General features: G+C 71.2%; 12 protein-coding genes, 1 tRNA gene and 2 riboswitches. Of the genes, 10 read left to right on the forward strand and 3 right to left on the reverse strand.

The annotated features are described in order from the left end of the window. Positions 1-162: 162 nt before the first annotated feature. Positions 163-2,355: a TPM domain-containing protein gene (locus HRL51_RS00960; RefSeq protein ID WP_172192755.1), complete on the reverse strand. Its 2,193-nt coding sequence runs from the start codon at positions 2,353-2,355 to the stop codon at positions 163-165. A gap of 182 nt (positions 2,356-2,537) precedes the next feature. Between HRL51_RS00960 and HRL51_RS00965 the strand changes: the two genes are divergently transcribed. Beyond that, positions 2,538-3,491 carry a type 1 glutamine amidotransferase gene (locus tag HRL51_RS00965; protein WP_172192753.1) on the forward strand — a complete coding sequence of 318 codons (954 nt, stop codon included), beginning with the start codon at positions 2,538-2,540 and terminating at the stop codon, positions 3,489-3,491. A gap of 152 nt (positions 3,492-3,643) precedes the next feature. Here the strand turns inward: HRL51_RS00965 and HRL51_RS00970 are convergent, their stop codons facing one another. Then, positions 3,644-5,338: a DNA repair helicase XPB gene (locus HRL51_RS00970; protein WP_172192751.1), complete on the reverse strand. Its 1,695-nt coding sequence runs from the start codon at positions 5,336-5,338 to the stop codon at positions 3,644-3,646. 127 nt (positions 5,339-5,465) lie between these two features. Between HRL51_RS00970 and HRL51_RS00975 the strand changes: the two genes are divergently transcribed. Both HRL51_RS00975 and HRL51_RS00980 read left to right on the forward strand, forming a co-directional pair. After that, a complete protein-coding gene (locus HRL51_RS00975; RefSeq protein WP_172192749.1) occupies positions 5,466-7,568 on the forward strand; it encodes a helicase-associated domain-containing protein in 2,103 nt (700 codons plus the stop codon). 81 nt (positions 7,569-7,649) lie between these two features. Further along, complete coding sequence (locus HRL51_RS00980; protein ID WP_172192747.1) at positions 7,650-9,035, forward strand: DUF3027 domain-containing protein; 1,386 nt, start codon at positions 7,650-7,652, stop codon at positions 9,033-9,035. Here the strand turns inward: HRL51_RS00980 and HRL51_RS00985 are convergent. Continuing rightward, a complete protein-coding gene (locus HRL51_RS00985) occupies positions 9,032-10,009 on the reverse strand; it encodes an NAD(P)-dependent oxidoreductase (protein WP_172192745.1) in 978 nt (325 codons plus the stop codon). The two genes, HRL51_RS00980 and HRL51_RS00985, sit on opposite strands and share 4 nt — an antisense overlap. Positions 10,010-10,119: 110 nt before the next feature. On the opposite strand from HRL51_RS00985, the gene HRL51_RS00990 reads away from it, so the two are divergent. From HRL51_RS00990 to HRL51_RS01020, 7 genes are all read left to right on the forward strand, one after another. Continuing rightward, complete coding sequence (locus HRL51_RS00990) at positions 10,120-11,583, forward strand: NCS2 family permease (RefSeq protein ID WP_172192743.1); 1,464 nt, start codon at positions 10,120-10,122, stop codon at positions 11,581-11,583. Positions 11,584-11,823: 240 nt separating this feature from the next. Further along, positions 11,824-13,212 (forward strand): MFS transporter, encoded by a 1,389-nt coding sequence (locus HRL51_RS00995; RefSeq protein ID WP_172192741.1) that lies wholly within the window; start codon positions 11,824-11,826, stop codon positions 13,210-13,212. Positions 13,213-13,365: 153 nt separating this feature from the next. Next, positions 13,366-14,040 carry a metal-dependent transcriptional regulator gene (locus HRL51_RS01000; RefSeq protein ID WP_172120507.1) on the forward strand — a complete coding sequence of 225 codons (675 nt, stop codon included), beginning with the start codon at positions 13,366-13,368 and terminating at the stop codon, positions 14,038-14,040. Between the two features lie 167 nt (positions 14,041-14,207). Further along, positions 14,208-14,362, forward strand: a riboswitch (cyclic di-AMP (ydaO/yuaA leader). A gap of 2 nt (positions 14,363-14,364) precedes the next feature. After that, positions 14,365-15,036, forward strand: coding sequence for a C40 family peptidase (locus tag HRL51_RS01005; RefSeq protein WP_172192739.1), 672 nt, complete (start codon positions 14,365-14,367; stop codon positions 15,034-15,036). 254 nt (positions 15,037-15,290) lie between these two features. After that, positions 15,291-15,441: riboswitch (cyclic di-AMP (ydaO/yuaA leader) on the forward strand. A 4-nt stretch (positions 15,442-15,445) separates the two neighbouring features. Next, entirely contained in the window at positions 15,446-16,201 is a 756-nt protein-coding gene (locus HRL51_RS01010) for a C40 family peptidase (protein WP_172192737.1), read from the forward strand. A 176-nt stretch (positions 16,202-16,377) separates the two neighbouring features. After that, positions 16,378-17,319: a universal stress protein gene (locus HRL51_RS01015; protein WP_172120504.1), complete on the forward strand. Its 942-nt coding sequence runs from the start codon at positions 16,378-16,380 to the stop codon at positions 17,317-17,319. A gap of 79 nt (positions 17,320-17,398) precedes the next feature. After that, positions 17,399-17,471, forward strand: a tRNA-Arg gene (locus HRL51_RS01020). Positions 17,472-17,597: the final 126 nt, after the last annotated feature.

A 17,597-nucleotide genomic window follows, 5' to 3' on the forward strand; every position in this document is an offset into this window, starting at 1 on the left:
GATGCTTCCATGGATCGGCGTAGTACAGAGCGGCGCATGCAACGGTATCGCAATGGGCGTGAGCATGGGCACATGAGATCACGCGGGCCTCCTCACAGACGTGACTCTCCTGGCGTTCCAGACCAGTACGGGACGGGGCCCAGAGGGCTGGAGGAGGCGTGTCTAGAAGCGGCCTCCGCCACCTCCAAAACCGCCACCTCCGCCTGAGCCGAAGCTGCTCCCGCCCCCTCCGAAGCTGCCGCCAGGACGGTGACCGCCCCACCCGCCATAGCTGCGGTTGCGGTGCCCACCGCCTAGGTCGCCCAGCAGGATGCCTCCCAGGACCAGCGAGCCCAGGTCCAGGCCGCTGGAGCCGGATCTGCCCGACCCGCCGAAGGAGTCGCCGCCGTCGCGCACGTCAGCCTCGGCGATCGCCTGGGCCTGGGCCACGAGCGGCTCACCGGCCGTGACCTCGGCCAGCGCCGCCGTCGGGTCGCTGCTCTGCAGTGAGGTGGCTGCCGCGGCGTGGCGGGCGGCCTCGGACAGGGCTGTGCGGGCCGAGGAGCCCACAGCCCCGCGGTGGGTGGAGATGTAGGAGGTGACGGCGTCGATCTGCGAGGTCAGACGAGCCAGGCGCGAGCCGAGTGAGGCGCGGGCGCGCGAGTCGTTCTCCTCCTTGGCGCGAGCCGGTGCCAGCGCGGCGTCCAGCGCGGCCTCGGCCCGTGCCAGACGGTCCAGGGCGGCCAGCGGGTCCTCGCCCCCGCTGCCCAGGGGCTCTGGGCCTGCCGAGGTGGTGGCTGGCGAGCTGGCCAGCATCACTCCCTTGGCAGCAGGTAGAGCCGCGCGTGCCTGGGCCACGGCAGCCTCGCCCTCTGTGACCAGCGGAGCGAGGGTGGAGGAGGGCACCTGGGCTGTCAGGCGCTGGGCGTCCATGAGGTCAGAGGAAAGTGAGGAGATGGCCGTCTCCAGGTCTTGTGCAGCCCGCTCCAGGCGCTCGCGGGCACCGCGTACCTGGGCTGCGAGCTCCCCGGCCTGGGCGACCGCCCCCTGGGCGATACGCACTTGCTCCACCGCCGTGGCCTGCTGCCCGGAGTCTGCCGAGGCCTGTGCCTGCTCCAGGGCGCTGCGGCCGGCGGCCAGCAGCCTCAGCCCCTGGCCGGGAGCATGGTCCACTGAGCTGAGCGCGGCTGGTGGATAGGTGGCGTGGAGCGTGACGAGGAGGGTCTGGGCGGCGTGCAGGGCCTGCTCGGTCTCGGCGGCCCGCTGACGCGTCTCCGCAATCGCGGTGGGGACGTTGGCCTCGATGCCGCGCCGCTCGTGGAAGGCCTTCTCCTGGGCGGCAATGACCGTGGTGGCCTGCTGGCAGCGCTGAAGCATCTCGCCGTACATCTGGCGCTGCTGGGCCTCAGTCTCCGGGATATCGTCATCGAGCAGCTTGCGCAGCTCGAAGGCGCGCTCCATGTGCTCGCGGGCCTCGGCCAGGGCCTGGGTGAAGGCGTCGGTGGCGGACAACCCGAACTGTGCCTGAGCGTAGGACAGCTCCTCGTCAGCGGCGCGCACGGCGTCGTCGGAGGCCAGGAGCGTGGACGAGGCGTGGGTGCGCAGGGCCTCAAGCGGCAGGGTGCGGGCCGGATCGGTGCCCACGTGATCGCTTCGCGTCGGGACCTCCTTGCCTCCGAGCCGCCGTCCTGCGCCCCGCCGGCGGCGCGCAGAGGCGAGGAGGGCGCCGATCATGACGACGATCATGGCGATCAACGCAAGGAGTACCCAGGGTGCGCGGCCGCTGTGAGCTGATTCCTCCGCTGTCGGCTGGTCCTCCACGATCGTCGTGACGGCCCCGTCCCAGTCCTCCTGGCTCAGGTGCTCCTGGACACGCTGGCGGACCTCGCCCAGGCGGGCCTGGGACCACACCGACCCCCTGGAATCACCATCGAAGGCGTAGCTGCGCCCGGAGGGATCGGCGGTGGAGATATTGATGACCAGCAGCACGTCGTCCCTGCCCATCCCGGTTCTGGACCAGGCTTTGGCGGCGAAGTCTGTGGCGAGCACTGACGGATCGTCATATGTGACCACCCACAGGTGGACATTGCTGGCCTCGGCTGTGGCCACAGCGTCTCGGGCTGTGGAGGAGGTCAGGATGCCTGCGGCGTCCGTGACCTGCTCGGACAGGGTGGTGGAGGGGGCGTCGGAGGTCCTGGTGCTGAGCAAGGCCGAGCTGGCGGCCTGGACTACCTGGGCGCTGGCCGAGGAGGCGGGAGCCTGTGACCGGGCCGGCGCGGCTGCCACGACGGGGGTCACGAGGAGGGAGGACAGGATGAGGCCGCAGCCGGCCAGGACGGCGAGGGCCGGGCGCCGCGGCGAGGGTGTCGTGTACATCACGGCCTATGGTGCTGGGTGGTCTGGCTCCTAGCAACTCCTTTCTTCGCCAGCACGCCAGGAGCGGCGCAGCTGGGCGACGGTTCTCGGCCTGAAGGCGGAACGGCGCCCGGGCCTGCGTCTGACGGCGAACGTGGCACGCTCGGCTTGCGTGACCGCGGCACCTTGGAGTCAATAGACCCATGACTCAGCCCAGCGACATGACGTCATCATCTCCCGCCGGTTCCGGCGCCACGGCTCAGCCTCCGTCGGAGCCGACCCTGCCGGCGTCCGCGCCCCGGCCTGCTGGCCCCCTCATCACGGTGATCGAGCCCGACGCCGTCGCTCCCCTGGACCGGCTGGGCGAGTGGCTCTTCGCCTCCGGGGCCCGGCTGCGCACCGTGCGCCTGTGGAAGGGGGAGAGCCTGCCTGCTGCTGACGATCTGGGCGATGCCCTGGTGATCTTGGGTGGGCAGATGAGCGCTCACGATGACCAGGCCCACCCGTGGCTGGAGGGCCTGCGCGCGATGATCCGCACCGCGGTGGCCCAGGAGCTGCCGACCCTGGCCGTCTGTCTGGGTGCGCAGGTCGCGGCTGAGGCGTTGGGCGGGGCGACAGCCGTGCCGTCGCCCGACGGTGGTGAGTACGGGGTGGTCACCGTGGAGCTGACTGAGGCGGCCCTGGCTGACCGGGTGCTTGGGCCGGTGATTGACGAGGCTGTGCGCGCTGCCGTGCGTGCCGGGATCTCGACCCAGGACGGTACGCGTCTACCGGCCGTCGTCTCCCACGACGACGCCGTGGTCGGCCTTCCGCAGGGAGCCACGCTCCTGGCGTCCTCCGAGCGCTGCCCGGTCCACACCTGGCGTGTGGGCCGGATGCTGGCCTTCCAGCACCACCCTGAGGCCAGCCCCGCTCGGCTCGGCTCGTGGGCCGAGCGTGAGGCCGCTGAGGAGATGGGGGTGGCGCTGCCGGTCGTCACTGACAGTGCCGTGTCCTCGGGCCAGGACCTACCGGTTGAGGCGGTGGCTGCTGGCAAGCAGGCTCGCGCCACGGCTGAGGAGGCCGACCCGGTGGCTCAGGCCTACGGACGGGCCCTCGCCCGCGAGCTGGTCCGGCACGCTCGCGCCCACGCGGCCAGGCACGGCGTCCAGGGCTGAGCCCTCCGCCTCCCCGGGTCTCCTGCCAGCACCCGCGACGCGCTTCCCTCGCTGGTCCGAGCCACGTCGCTCTCGAGCGTGAACAGTCGGTTTCCACGTTGCCCGATACGGAACCGACTGTTCACGCTCGAAAGCGACGGTGTGGGACGGGCCTAGGCCTCGGTGCCGCCCAGGTCCGAGGCGTCCACGACCTCGTAGGCGTAGCCCTGCTCAGCCAGGAAGCGCTGACGGTGGGCCGCGAGCTCCTGGTCCACGGTGTCCCGGGTGACCACCGTGTAGAAGTGGGCCTGACGTCCGTCCCCCTTGGGGCGGACGATCCGTCCCAGCCGCTGGGCCTCCTCCTGGCGTGAGCCGAAGGACCCCGAGACCTGGATGGCCACCGAGGCGCCGGGCAGGTCGATGGAGAAGTTGGCGACCCTGGACACCACGAGCGTGCCCACCTCCCCGTCCCGGAAGGCCTGGTAGAGCCGCTGGCGCTCGCGCACCGTGGTCGACCCGGTGATGACCGGGGCGCCCAGGTGCTCAGCCATCTCCTCCAGCTGGTCGACGTACTGGCCGATCACGAGCGCCGACTCCCCGGCGTGACGCGCCAGCAGGCTGTCCACCACGCCTACCTTCGCTGGCGTGGTGGCAGCCAGGCGGTAGCGGTCCTCGCTCTCAGCGGTGGCGTAGGTCATGCGCTCATCCACCTCCAGGTCCAGACGTACCTCGGTGCACACGGCCGGAGCGATCCAGCCCTGGTTCTCCAGGTCCTTCCACGGTGCGTCGTAGCGCTTGGGACCGATGAGGCTGAAGACCTCGTCCTCACGGCCGTCCTCACGCACGAGCGTGGCCGTCAGGCCCAGACGTCGCCTGGCCTGCAGGTCGGCCGTCATACGGAAGATCGGGGCGGGCAGGAGGTGGACCTCGTCGTAGACGATGAGGCCCCAGTCGTGGGCGTCGAGCAGGTCCAGGTGGGGGTAGACGCCCTTCCGCCTGGTGGTGAGCACCTGGTAGGTGGCGATGGTGACCGGACGGACCTCCTTGCGAGAGCCGGAGTACTCCCCGATCTCGTCCTCGGTCAGGGAGGTGAAGCGGATGAGCTCCTCCTTCCACTGGCGGGCCGAGACGGCGTTGGTGACCAGGATGAGGGTCGTTGTCGAGCTGCGGGCCATGGAGGCGGCGCCCACCAGGGTCTTACCGGCCCCGCAGGGCAGGACGACGACGCCGCTGCCACCCGCCCAGAAGGCGTCGACCGCCTCGGCCTGGTAAGGGCGCAGCGCGAAGGCTCCGGCCTGGCCGGCTGCAGCCGCCTGCGGGTCGTCGCGCAGGGCGATGGGGTGGGCCTCGCCGTCGACGTAGCCGGCCAGGTCCTCAGCCGGCCAGCCCAGCGTGATGAGCACCTGCTTGAGGTGTCCTCGCTCAGAGGGGTGGACGACGACGTCCTCGGTGCTCAGCCTCTCGCCCAGCAGCCCCTTGGTCCTCCTGGAGCGCATGACCTCCTCCAGCACGGGCACGTCCGTGGCGTGCAGGACGAGCCCGTGGGCGGGGTCGGTCACCAGCTGCAGACGGCCGTAGCGACCCATGGTCTCAGCGACCTCGGTCAGCAGCGAGTGCGGGACCGGGAACCGCGAGTAGGTGATGAGCACGTGGATGACGGTCTCGGCGTCCAGGCCGGCGGCGCGGGCGTTCCACAGCGCCAGGGGCGTGATGCGGTAGGTGTGGACGTGCTCGGGGGCCCGCTCCAGCTCGGCGAAGGGCGCGATCGCGCGGCGGGCGTCGGTGGAGGCCGGGTGAGAGACCTCCAGCAGGACGGTCTTGTCGCTCTGGACGATGAGGGGGCCGTCGGGCGGTGCAGAGGCAGGCATGGGGGGAGTATGGCGTGGCAGGGGCCCGCACGGCCGTGACGCAGGCGACGCCTTCACCGGCGGCGGAGCGCGGGAGCTGGCGGTGGCCCGCGCCACGGGTGGGGGCCGGAACGGTAGTGTGACAAGGATGAGCACCCCAGGTACCTCCCGCTCCGCCCGCCCGCGCGCAGGCGCCGCCCCCGGGCAGGACACGGCGTGGCCGGACCATCCCTCAGGCGCCGTCGCGAGCACCGACGACCTCGCCGCCCACCTGACCGCCCGCTCTGACTCCGAGGTCGCCGAGCTCCTCCAGGCCCGCCGCGACCTCATCTCCCCGCCGTCGTCCTCCTTCACCGCCCTGGCCGCTCGCGCCGGCGGGCGCCCCAGCGTCGAGGTCGCGCTCGCGGACATGGGGTCTGTGCCCCTGGCCGTGGCTCAGGCCGTGGTGTCGCTGGGGACCCAGGAGCCCGCGGCTGTCGCCAGTGCCACGGGTATCGGGACTGACGACGTCGGTGCGGCGCTGGGGCGGCTGCGCCGCCTGGCGCTGGTGGTCGAGGCCGGACCGGTGGTCGGCCTGGCCGAGTCCTTCGGGCCCCGGCCCGAGGTGCCGCAGGCTCCCGTCGCGCCGAGGGCCGAGGACCTGGAGACCCAGGACGCGGCCGCGGTGGCGGACCAGGCCTCGCGTGCTGCTGAGGAGATCGTCCGTCTGGTGACCGTCCTGCTGGAGGAGTGGGGTCGCGAGGGCGGCGCCATCCTGCGCACCGGTGGCGTGGGCGTCAGGGTGCTGAGCAGGACCGCGCAGGCGCTGGACCTGACGCCGGAGGCGACCGCGACCGTCATCGAGCTCGCCGCGGGCGCCGGCCTGCTGGGGCTGGACGAGGACGGGGCGAGCTGGGTCCCCTCGGCCCAGGCCGCGGCGTGGCGTGCGGCTGGGCTTCCCGAGCGCTGGGCGCCGTTGGTGCTGGCCTGGGCCACCAGCGCCCGCACCCCCTGGCTGGTTGGTACCCGGGAAGATGACGGCACACTGCGGCCGGTCCTGGGTGAGGACGTCGAGGCCGGCTGGGCCCGGGCGCTGCGCGCCCGCGTGCTCGCGCTCATGGCGTCGCTGCCGATCGGGACGGTGCTGACCCCGACCTGGGTGCGTCAGGCACTGACCTATGCCCGGCCGCGCCGCGTCGTGCCTGAGGGCGCCGTCACTGCCGTCCTGGCCGAGGCGGAGGTCCTGGGACTGACCGGGGGAGGCACGCCGTCGGATGCTGCTGCGCGTCTGGCCCGAGGCCTGCGAGAGGCCGGTACTGCCGTTGACGAGGAGCCGCAGGTGCGTGACCGCGTCCTGGGCGAGCTGGAGGAGGCGCTGGCGGCCGACCTGTCCACGCCCGTGGACGTGCTCCTGGTCCAGTCCGACCTCACTGCGATCGTGCCGGGGCGGCCGGAGCCGGCGCTCGGAGAGCTGCTGGAGCGCTCCAGCGTGGTCGAGTCGCGAGGCGGGGCCCTGACCGTGCGCTTCACCCCGCAGTCTGTCCGGGGAGCCCTGGACGTGGGGATGAGCGCGGAGGAGCTGACGGCAGCCTTGGAGCGCTACTCTCCCTCGCCCCTGCCCAGCGCGCTCACGGTCCTGGTCCAGGACGCTGCCCGCCACCACGGCGCAGTACGTGTGCGTGAGGTCGCCTCGGTCCTGCGGGTGGCGGACCCGGCGGCTGCCGCCGGCCTGGTGGCGGACGCGCGCCTGGCCGAGCTGGAGCTCGACGAGCTAGCCCCCGGGGTGCTGACCTCCAGCGCCCCGGCCGGGCAGGTGCTGAGGCTGATCCGGAGCACGGGCGGTGCGCCGGTGCTGGAGGACGCTCACGGTGCGCTGCTGCTGGCGACGTCGCAGGCTCCCTCCCGCCGAGGGGGCCAGGCCCCTGAGGCGGCACGGCCCGGAGCGGGCGGACCGGTGCGACGACGTCGTCCCTCGGCGCGCGACCTGGCCGTGCTCGTGGGGCGGATGCGGGCGGGGGAGCAGGCCCGGACCGACGCCGGCCTGGGCAGGGGAGCGGCGACGGACCCGGTCCACGCCCTCGCCCTGCTGCGCCAGGCGCGGGCCTCGCGCTCGCGGCTGCGGCTGAGGCTGGCGGGACAGGACGGCAGCGTGCAGGAGCGACGCGTGCGGGTCCTGGCCGTCGAGCCCGGGCGAGTACGTCTGGCTGACGTCGTGCGTGAGACCGAGCTGACGGTGGCGGTCCACCGCATCGTCGGTGTCGAGGAGGAGTAGGTCTGCGGGGCAGCCACCCAGACGGCCCGGCGGCGGGCTGGTCGGTGCGGGACCTGTGGACCTGCCCCCTACACTGGTCGGGTGACACGTACCGCGACTGAGCCCGAGACAGCCACCGCCACCGAGACCGGACACCCGGCTCCCGGCCAGGTCGGTACCCTCGCGGACCCCGCGACGGCCTCCCTCGACCGCCCGGGCAGCCTGCCGACCAAGCAGCAGGCCGCAGCCGCGGCCAAGGACAAGGTCCTCAGCTCCCCGGCCGCCGTCGAGCTGGCGCACGAGTTCCTGGGACAGATCACCGAGCCCCTGAGCGTGGGTGCCCACATGGGTGCCCGTCGCGAGGGCGAGCGCGTGGTCACCCACCTGTTTGAGTGCAACCTCGCCGGGTACCGAGGCTGGCGCTGGGCCGTGACGCTGACGCGCCCTCCGCGTGCCCGCAGCGCCACGGTGTGCGAGATGGAGCTGCTCCCCGGTGAGGAGGCGATCCTCGCCCCGGCGTGGATCCCGTGGGCGGACCGTCTCCAGCCCGGGGACGTCTCGCGCTCCGACCGGCTGCCGCGTCGTGAGACCGACGAGCGCCTGGAGCCCGGGTGGGAGGCGACCGGTGAGGAGGAGGGCGACGTCGTCGGCACTGACGCCCTGGACTTCGGCCGCGCACGCGTGCTCTCTGCCGAGGGCGTGCAGCGTGCCGCCCAGCGCTGGTACGACGGCGACCACGGTCCTGAGGCGGACGGTGTGCGCAAGGCCCACGCCGCCTGCGCCACCTGCGGCTTCCTCGTCCCGCTGGCCGGGCCGCTGCGCAACGTCTTCGGCATCTGTGCCAACGAGTGGGCGGCCGACGACGGACGCGTGGTCTCTCTGGACCACGGCTGCGGCGCCCACTCGGAGACCGACCTTCCTGACCAGGGACCGGAGTGGCCGGTGACGCCCTCACGTCTGGACGAGGCGGCGATGGAGCCGCTGGGTACGGACGGCACCTCGATCCGCGGCGGGCGCAACCAGGCCGAGGAGGTTGAGGCCTCCTCCACGCAGGAGCAGACCCAGGCCAACGCCGGGGACGGGCAGGCCGAGGGGGCACGAGACAGCGTCACGCAGTCCCAGGAGGCCGATCAGGACCGTGACGACGCCGACAACGCCGACGACGCGGCAGCTCCCGCGCAGCAGGAGCCCGCTGGGCGATCCAAGCGGTCGGCGCGCCCTGCCGGTCGGAGCACGCGCACGAGCCGGGCGCGCAGCAGCCGGGCAGCGGGGTCCCGCAGCCGCAAGCCTGAGGCTGAGACGGCCAGCGCCACGCACGAGGCCGAGCAGGACGAGGTCGAGGACAGCTCCTCGCGCCAGCGGCACGCCTCGGCGCTGGACGCCGTCGCTGAGCTTGCGGCAGCCACGGCGCACGAGCACGAGGACGCTCCCCGCACGGTTCCCACGACCCTGGACGAGCTGGAGGCCCAGCTGCCCTTCGGTGGCTAGCGGGTGACCAGCGCCTCCAGGCCAGTCAGCGGCTCACCTACCGGTGTCGCCTCCACGACGGCGGCGTTAGCGATGATGCGCTCCGTGGCGCCCACCACCCTGCCACCAGCAGCGTGAGGGGTCAGGAGCAGGTTCGGTGCGCTCCACAGCGAGGAGCTAGCGGGCAGAGGCTCCGGGTCGGTCACGTCCAGGCCGGCCGCGGCGATCCGGCCCTCGCGCAGTGCCTCCTCCAGCGCCTCCTGGTCCACCGTCGTGCCGCGACCGACGTTGACCACGACGGCACGCGAGGGCAGCAGGGCCAGTCGCTCGCGGGACAGGGCGCCGGCGGTGTCCGAGGCAGAGGGAAGCACCATGACCAGCAGGTCGGTGGCAGGCAGGGCCTGCTCGATCTGGTCGACGGCGAGCACCTCGAATCCCGCGCGCTCGCCCGCGCTGTGTGCCACGCCGCGCACCTGCGCCCCGAAGGCGCTCAGCAGCCTCGCCGTCGCCTGCCCGATGGCGCCGAAGCCCCACACCAGGGCGCGGGCGCCGAGCAGGGTGGTCAGGCGCTCCGGGTCGTGGACCGGCTTGGCCCCGCCCAGCTCGCGGTCCCACTCGCCGCGCTCGGCCGCGCGTACCGCCTGCGGGAGGCGGCGCAGGCAGCCCAGCGTGAGGGCCAGCGCGTGCTCGGAGACAGTGGCGTCGTGGAAGTGGCGCCCTGAGGTGATGGCCACCGAGGGCGGGAACCCGGCTGCCAGGACGTTGTCCGGGCCTGCGGCCAGGGTCTGGATCCAGCGCAGGTGGGTGAGGTAGCCGGGCATCTCGCGCAGCACGGCACCGTGCCCGCTCCCGCCCCCTCCCCACAGGACCATCGCCTCGGCGTCCCGGTGGTCGGGCGGGACGGGACTACTCTCGTCAAAGAGGACCACCTCGTGGCCGGCGTCACGGATCGGAGCAGGGTCGATGTAGCCCGAGGAGGTCAGCAGGATCTTCATGCCACCAGGGTGTCACGCCATCTCCCGGCGCGGTGGGCAGACGGGAGGGAGAGTCGTGACGCGGCGCTGCGATTGCTGTCGGCGGCTTCGCTCTGCGAGAATCCGGACACGTGAGTGCACGAACCACATCCCCCCGTCCCAGCGCCGCGGCTGCCCCGACCGGCGCGCTTGACCGTTTCTTCCACATCACCGAGCGCGGTTCCACCGTGGCTCGTGAGGTACGAGGCGGGCTCGTCACCTTCTTCACGATGAGCTACATCCTCGTCCTCAACCCCCTCATCCTCTCCACCCCCCACGACGGCATCGCGCCGCTGGGCACCACTGAGCAGATTGCCGCCGGCACCGCGTTCATCGCCGGCATCATGACGATCCTCATGGGCGTGGTGGCCAACTTCCCGATGGCCCTGGCCGCAGGACTGGGCATCAACGCGATGATCGCCTACACGCTGGTAGGCATGAACGGCATGACCTACGCCGACGCCATGGGCCTGGTGGTCATCGAGGGCGTCATCATCCTCGTCCTGGTCCTCACCGGCTTCCGTGAGGCCGTCTTCAAGGCGGTACCCGCGCACCTGAAGACGGCGATCAGCGTGGGGATCGGCCTGTTCATCGCGCTCATCGGCCTGGTGGACGCCAAGGTCGTGCGTGCTGGCGGCACCCCGCTGGAGCTGGGCCTGGGCGGCTCGCTGCAGGGCTGGCCCGTGCTGGTCTTCCTCTTCGGCCTCTTCCTCATCCTCGTGCTGCACGTGCGCAAGGTGAAGGGCGCCATCCTCATCGGCATCATCGCCTCCACCGTCCTGGCGGCCGTTATCGAGGCAGTCGCCCGCCTGGGCGCCTTCGACGCCGAGGCCAACCCCACGGGCTGGTCGCTGTCCGTGCCCGCTCTGGAGGGCTCGCCGGTGGGGCTGCCCTCCCTGGCTACGCTGGGCCACTTCAGCCTGCTGGGCTCGATCGAGAAGGTCGGCATCGTCTCCGTCGTGCTGCTCGTCTTCTCCCTCATGCTCGCTGACTTCTTCGACACCATGGGCACGATGGTGGCCATCGGTGCCGAGGGCGACCTGCTGGACGACAAGGGCAACCCGCCGCGCACCCGCGAGATCCTCGTGGTCGACTCTGTGGCTGCCATCACCGGTGGTATGGGTGGTGTCTCCTCCAACACCTCCTACGTCGAGTCCGCCGCGGGCGTGGGAGAGGGCGCGCGCACCGGCCTGGCCTCCGTGGTCACCGGTATCGCCTTCCTGGCGAGCATGTTCATCGCGCCGATCGTCTCGATGGTGCCCTACGAGGCTGCCACCCCGGCGCTGGTGGTGGTCGGCTTCCTCATGATGACCCAGGTGACGGACATCGACTGGAAGTCCCCGGAGGTCGCCCTACCGGCCTTCATCACGATCATCATGATGCCCTTCTCCTACTCCATCACCAACGGCATCGGCGCCGGCTTCATCGCCTACCTCGTGGTGCAGCTGGCGCGCGGCAAGGCCAAGCACCTCCACCCGCTGATGTGGCTGGCCTGCGTCCTGTTCGTCATCTACTTCACGCTGACCCCGATCAAGGCGATCCTCGGTATCGCCTGACCGGCATGGGCGGCTGGCTGGTGCCGGCGCCCGTGTGAGACGCCAAGGCCCGGCCTTGCTGCGAGTGAGCACACTGCTCATCCGTCTCGCAGCGAGGCCGGGGTTTCGGCACTGCGAGGGCGGCGATACGATGACGTGTCGCGCCTGCTCGCTCAGGCGCCGGACGCCCGGACGCCCGGACGCCTGCCTTCCACGCACGAAACGCATCCCACCATCACGAAACCGAGGCTTCCGCACGCCGTGTCCGCCACCTTTGAGTCACTGAAGTTCCACAACTACCGCATCTGGTTCTTTGCAGCCCTGGTGGCCAATACCGGTTCATGGATGCAGCGAGTGGCTCAGGACTGGCTGGTGCTACGAGTCCTGACGGACGACTCAGCCTCGGCCACGGGCCTCACCACGGCCCTGCAGTTCCTGCCGGCCCTGCTCTTCTCAGCCCATGCGGGCCTGCTGGCTGACCGTGTGGACCAGCGCAGGTTCCTCATCCTCACCCAGCTCTCCATGGGACTGGTCTCCCTGGTGCTGGGGGTGGACGTCATCCTCGGTCACGCCGAGCTCTGGCACGTCTACCTTGCCGCCTTCGTCTCAGGGGTGGCTGGCGCCTACGACTCCCCGGCCCGCCAGATCTTCGTGGCGCGCATGGTCCCTGGCGACTACCTGTCCAACGCAGTGGGACTGAACTCCGCCTCCTTCAACGCTGCCAGGCTCATCGGCCCTGCGGTCTCGGGGCTGGCGATCGCCTGGGTCGGCCCGGGGTGGGTCTTCATCGTCAACGCCCTGACCTTCCTCTTCCCCACCCTGGCGCTGGCGACCATGCGGGTGCGCGACCTCTACACGGTCCCGCGCGCAGCCCGGGCCAAGGGACAGCTGCGTGAGGGACTGGCCTACGTGCTGCGCCGCAGCGACATCGTGGTCATCATCGTGGTCATCTCGGTGGTCTCGATGCTCACCCTGAACTTCCAGGTGACTATGGCGGCGATGGTGCGCAGCGCCTTCAACCTGGAGTCCGACGCCTACGGCAACATCTCCTCGATCTTCGCCGTGGGCTCGCTGGCCGGCGCGCTGTGGGCCGCGCGTCGCAAGGCTCCTCGCGTACGCACGCTCATCGTGGCGACCTTCTTCCTGGGCGTGTTCACCCTGCTCATGGCCGTGGCACCGAGCTATCCGCTGTTCGCCCTGTCCTCGATCCCGGTGGGCCTGTGCGTGCTCACGGTGCTCACCAGCGCCAACCAGACGGTGCAGCTGACGACCGACCCGGCGATGCGCGGACGGGTCATGAGCATCTACATGATGTTCTTCCTGGGGACCACGCCGATCGGATCGCCGCTGATCGGCTGGGTCTCGGACCAGTGGGGGCCGCGTTCGGCTGTCGCCGTGGGTGGCGTGGCAGCCGTGGTCATCGCGCTGCTGGCCTCCCTGTGGGCCCGTCGCCACTGGCACGTGAACCTGTCCTACTCCTCCACCCGCCCCTTCCTGTCCACGGTCGGGCCGCGTGAGCGTGCCAGCCTCACCCACCCCGGCCCGCTGGCGGGCGAGGAGGTCGAGGGTGCAGGAGCCGAGCTGCTCACCGAGGCCGAGGCCGCGCGTGAGCACGACGGGGACGACGCCGCCGCCGGCACCGGGCGCTGAGGGCGTCAGCGGGGCAGGGGGCTGGCTGCGGGAGGCTGGTAGCCCCCGCGTGACTGGCGGTGCCGATATCCTGGACCAGCCCGTGGACGGGTCCTCCCTGTCTGTGGTCAGGCACTGTCCGCTGGACGCAGTTCTTCCCAGGAGGTCTTAGGCATGAGTGAGCTGATCGACACCACCGAGATGTACCTCAAGACCGTCTACGAGCTTGAGGAGGACGGCGTCCTGCCGCTGCGCGCACGCATCGTGGAGCGCCTGGACCACTCCGGGCCGACTGTCTCCCAGACGGTGGCACGCATGGAGCGTGACGGCCTGATGAAGGTGGCGGAGGACCGCTCGCTGGAGCTGACCGAGGAGGGACGACGTCGGGCTACCGAGGTGATCCGCAAGCACCGACTTGCTGAAAGGCTGCTTCTGGACGTCATCGGTCTCGACAGGCGGCTGGTTCACGAGGAGGCCTGCCGCTGGGAGCACGTGATGAGCGAGCAGGTCGAGGAGCGGCTGCTCCAGATCCTGGGTGACGTGGCGACTGACCCTTTCGGCAACCCGATTCCCGAGCTGATGACCGAGCACCCTCGGCCGGCCTCGGACGAGGTCAGCTCGGACCGTGCCGTGCGCGCAGGGCGTCAGGACGGCGTCGTCGTGCGGGTCGGCGAGCCGATCCAGGCGGAGGCGGAGGTCATCGCTCGCCTCGAGGACGCCGGCGTCGTCGCGGGTGCGCAGGTCAGTCTGCGTGCCTCCTCCAGCGGAGGGGTGCGCGTGGTGTGCTGCGAGGGTGAGCCGGTCGTTCTTCCGGGCGACCTCGCTCGCCACCTGTTCCTGGCTGTCTGAGCGCCAACGGGCCCTGCTCGCGGGCTGAGGACGGCGCGGTGGCCAATTGCACGAGAATGCTGTGAACGGATCCTTCTCGAGGAGTATCACGGTCGTATAACGTGTGCGCTGCACCCGGTCCTCCGGGCGCGGGGAGCCGGGCGGGGCCCAGGCCTGCTGGCGTCAGGCTCCTCTTCCAGACAACGCACCAGCAGGCGCGGGGGAACCACTTCCTCGGCTCGGCGTCACGCCGCAGCCTCGGGGTGAAGCCCGCGTGACGCGGGCCGAGCTCCTCTGGCTCGAACCCGACAGCTAACTCCGTAGGCTCATCAGGAGAGAACTGACGTGACCACACCTGTCCAGGCGCGCCACCGTAAGGCCTCGCGGCCTCTGACCCCGCTCAGTGACGTCGCTCCGGCCGTCCGCCGCGGCTTCGCCGTCGTCGCGTCCTCCGGTCTCGCGCTGACCATGATCGCCTCTGGCGCCAACGCTGCAGGGCAGGACGCCGAGAACCTGCGCAGCTCGGCCGGCACGCTCAAGGTGGGGCCGGCCGCCCAGGTGGAGAGCCTGGCGACGAGCAACGCCCCGATCAAGGTCTCTGAGCAGGTTGCTGCTGACGACTCTGCGGTCGTGACCGAGGTCCTAACCGTCACGGCCGAGGTCGCCCAGGCCCAGGACGTCGTCTCTGTGGGCCAGGGGCTGATCGACTACGGCATGCAGTTCCTCGGGGTCCCCTACGTCTGGGGCTCGTCCAGCCCCGACGGCTTCGACTGCTCCGGCTTCGTCTCCTACGTCTACGCCTCGATCGGTGTGGCCGTCCCCCACCAGTCCAGCGCCATTCGCAGCATGGCGGGCGCGAGCGTCGTCTCGGCCGCTGAGGCCCAGGCCGGGGACATCATGTGGTGGCCGGGGCACGTGGGGCTGTACGCCGGTGACGGCATGGTCCTGGAGTCTGTTCCCGGTGGGGTCACCTACCGCGCTGTGTGGGGCAGCCCGACCTACCTGCGAGTCCTCTGACCCCTGGCGGGTGGCGGTGACCGGGCCGGTATCAGGCGCTTGGACACCGTTCCTGCTGTGGTGGCAGATACTGAGTGAGCCGTCTCCTCCGCGCGGAGGAGACGGCTCACTCATACGGGGTATGGACAGTAAGTGGTGGGCATCACGCGGATGTTCGTGATCTTGCCGTGACACAACGTGCCCGCTCCGGTAGCGTCTGCGTCGTTACCTGGTTGAGACCAGTGACACCTCATCGCGGGGCCCAGTCCTGCCGCCTGCGCTGAGGGCCATGACCATGACGGCAGGAACGGGGGAACCAGTTCCGGTCTCGGTGACGAGGCCTTGGGGTGAAGTCCGCACCACGCGGGCCGGGCGTCTCCAGCTCGAACCCGACAGCTCACCTCGTCGGCACACAGGAGAATCAACCCATATGACCACTCGCACCTCGGCCCGTCACCGCAAGGCGGCACGACCCCTGACCCCGATCGCGACCGTCGCTCCGGCTGCTCGCCGCGGCATGGCGGTGGCGGCCTCCTCCGGTCTGGCCCTGACCATGCTGGCTTCCGGGGCCAACGCCGCCGGAGCCGCTGAGGCTGCTGCCTCCGCCGGCTCCCTGGAGGCTGCTGGCGTCGGCGCGATCGCCGCCCAGGCGCGTGACGCCCTGGCCACCAACGAGGCCATCACCGCCGGTCAGGTGGCCACCCTGGCAGACGTCGAGTCCGTCCCCGAGGTGTCCGTGGCCGCCCCGCAGGCGGCTGCTGTCGAGGCTGAGACCGAGACCGGGACAGAGGCTGCGGAGGCTGGCGCCGCTGCGCCTGCCCCGGCTGTGGCCGTGGCTGCTCCCGAGAACGCCTCCGCCTCCTCGATCGTCGCGATCGCCTTGCAGTACCAGGGCGTTCCCTACGTCTCCGGCGGCACGACGCCGTCGGGCTGGGACTGCTCCGGGTTCGTCCAGTACGTCTACGCCCAGGCTGGCATCTCCCTGCCCCGCACCTCCTACGCCCAGGGCGCTGCGGGCACGCTCGTCTCGGCTGCTGAGGCTCAGCCCGGTGACATCGTCTACTACGGCTACCACGTGGGGATCTACGTGGGCAACGGCATGATGATCGACGCCGGCACCCCCTCCACCGGCACCGTCTACCGCGCGGTCTTCGGCTCTCCGATCGGCTACGTCCGTATCGGCTGAGGCCCACGCCTAGCGCGCTGATCTCCTCTGTGACGACGGCGCCCCGTCGCCTGCTCGCAGGCTGGCGGGGCGCCGTCGTCGCTTCGCGGCACGCGCAGTGGTTTGAACCACATGGCGCCGAGGGGTGACAATGGGGACAGTCGGTTTCCCGACACCCGAAGAAAGGGGCAGAAGCCATGGCCGAAGACAGAGTCGTCCTCGTCGGAGTGGACGGATCACCTGAGTCGCTAGGGGCGGTGGACTGGGCTGTGGCCCGTGCTGCCCGCGAGGGGTGGCGCGTCCACATCCTGTGTGCCTACTCGCTGCCGTCCTTCACGACTGCGTCCCTCGACGGCGGGTACGCGGCCCTTGACGACACCGCTATCCGTTCCGGCGCGCAGGCGGTCGTCGACGAGGCTGTCAGTCGTGTCCAGGGACGTGGCGTGACCGTGACCAGCTCGCTGGAGACCGGCGACCCTGCTGGGGTCTTGGTGGACCTGTCGAGCGAAGCCGTCCTGTCCGTCGTCGGTACCCGTGGTGGTGGCGGCTTCGCTGACCGCCTGCTGGGGACGGTCTCCTCGGCGCTGCCGGCTCATGCCCACTGCCCGACCGTCGTCGTCCCGCGCCACACCGAGGGTGCCGAGTACACGCCGGTCAAGCGCATCGTCGTCGGTGTCGATGGCTCGGACTCGGCCCGCAAGGCCCTGAAGTGCGCTGTTATCGAGGCGGAGGCCTGGGGTGCTGAGCTCACGGCCGTGGCTGCGGTGCCGATGGCCTCCGGCGCGGGTGCGCTGGCCTGGCTGCCGGCTGCTGTAGACCGCGACCAGGTCCTGGCTGACGTGCGCAGCGGCCTGGACCGGGCGGTTGCGGAGGCCGTTGAGGATCACCCGGGGGTGACCGTGCGTCGGCACGCGCTTGACGGCAACGCCGCTCAGCTCATGAGTGAGTTCTCCACGGCGGTGGACCTCGTCGTCGTCGGTTCCCGCGGCCGTGGCGGCTTCTCCGGCCTGCTGCTGGGATCGACCAGTCAGGGTGTGCTCTCGCACGCCGCGTGCCCCGTGATGGTGGTTCCCTCGCGCACCCGCGACGACCGCTTCGAGTCAGCCCGCAACGCTGGAACCCCGTGGGGCCGCGCCTGAGACCGTGACCCTGGTGCGTGGGGTGTCCGGGACGCTGTTCCGGGCACCCCGCGCCTGCTGGTAGGGTGAGGCCCTGCAAGCCCTCGTAGCTCAGGGGATAGAGCACCGCTCTCCTAAAGCGGGTGTCGGACGTTCGAATCGTCTCGGGGGCACGAGTAGTCCCTCGTATCTCAAGGAAAAGCGCTTCTTGAGTGCGAGGGCTTCCCCGTCCTGGCGCCCAGGATGAGGCGTTTAACGGTCCGGATTGCCGGGGAGTCGACCGCTCAGGACGCGCGGGG

Source organism: Actinomyces faecalis (assembly GCF_013184985.2).
GTDB classification, from domain to species: domain Bacteria; phylum Actinomycetota; class Actinomycetes; order Actinomycetales; family Actinomycetaceae; genus Actinomyces; species Actinomyces faecalis.

Bases quoted from the DNA above. Each gene is read 5' to 3' on its own strand.
- HRL51_RS00960 (WP_172192755.1), bottom strand. From the start codon at position 2,355: ATGTACACGACACCCTCGCCGCGGCGCCCGGCCCTCGCCGTCCTGGCC.
- HRL51_RS00975 (WP_172192749.1), top strand. From the start codon at position 5,466: ATGAGCACCCCAGGTACCTCCCGCTCCGCCCGCCCGCGCGCAGGCGCC.
- HRL51_RS01015 (WP_172120504.1), top strand. From the start codon at position 16,378: ATGGCCGAAGACAGAGTCGTCCTCGTCGGAGTGGACGGATCACCTGAG.
- HRL51_RS00985 (WP_172192745.1), bottom strand. From the start codon at position 10,009: ATGAAGATCCTGCTGACCTCCTCGGGCTACATCGACCCTGCTCCGATC.
- HRL51_RS01000 (WP_172120507.1), top strand. From the start codon at position 13,366: ATGAGTGAGCTGATCGACACCACCGAGATGTACCTCAAGACCGTCTAC.
- HRL51_RS00965 (WP_172192753.1), top strand. From the start codon at position 2,538: ATGACTCAGCCCAGCGACATGACGTCATCATCTCCCGCCGGTTCCGGC.
- HRL51_RS01010 (WP_172192737.1), top strand. From the start codon at position 15,446: ATGACCACTCGCACCTCGGCCCGTCACCGCAAGGCGGCACGACCCCTG.
- HRL51_RS00970 (WP_172192751.1), bottom strand. From the start codon at position 5,338: ATGCCTGCCTCTGCACCGCCCGACGGCCCCCTCATCGTCCAGAGCGAC.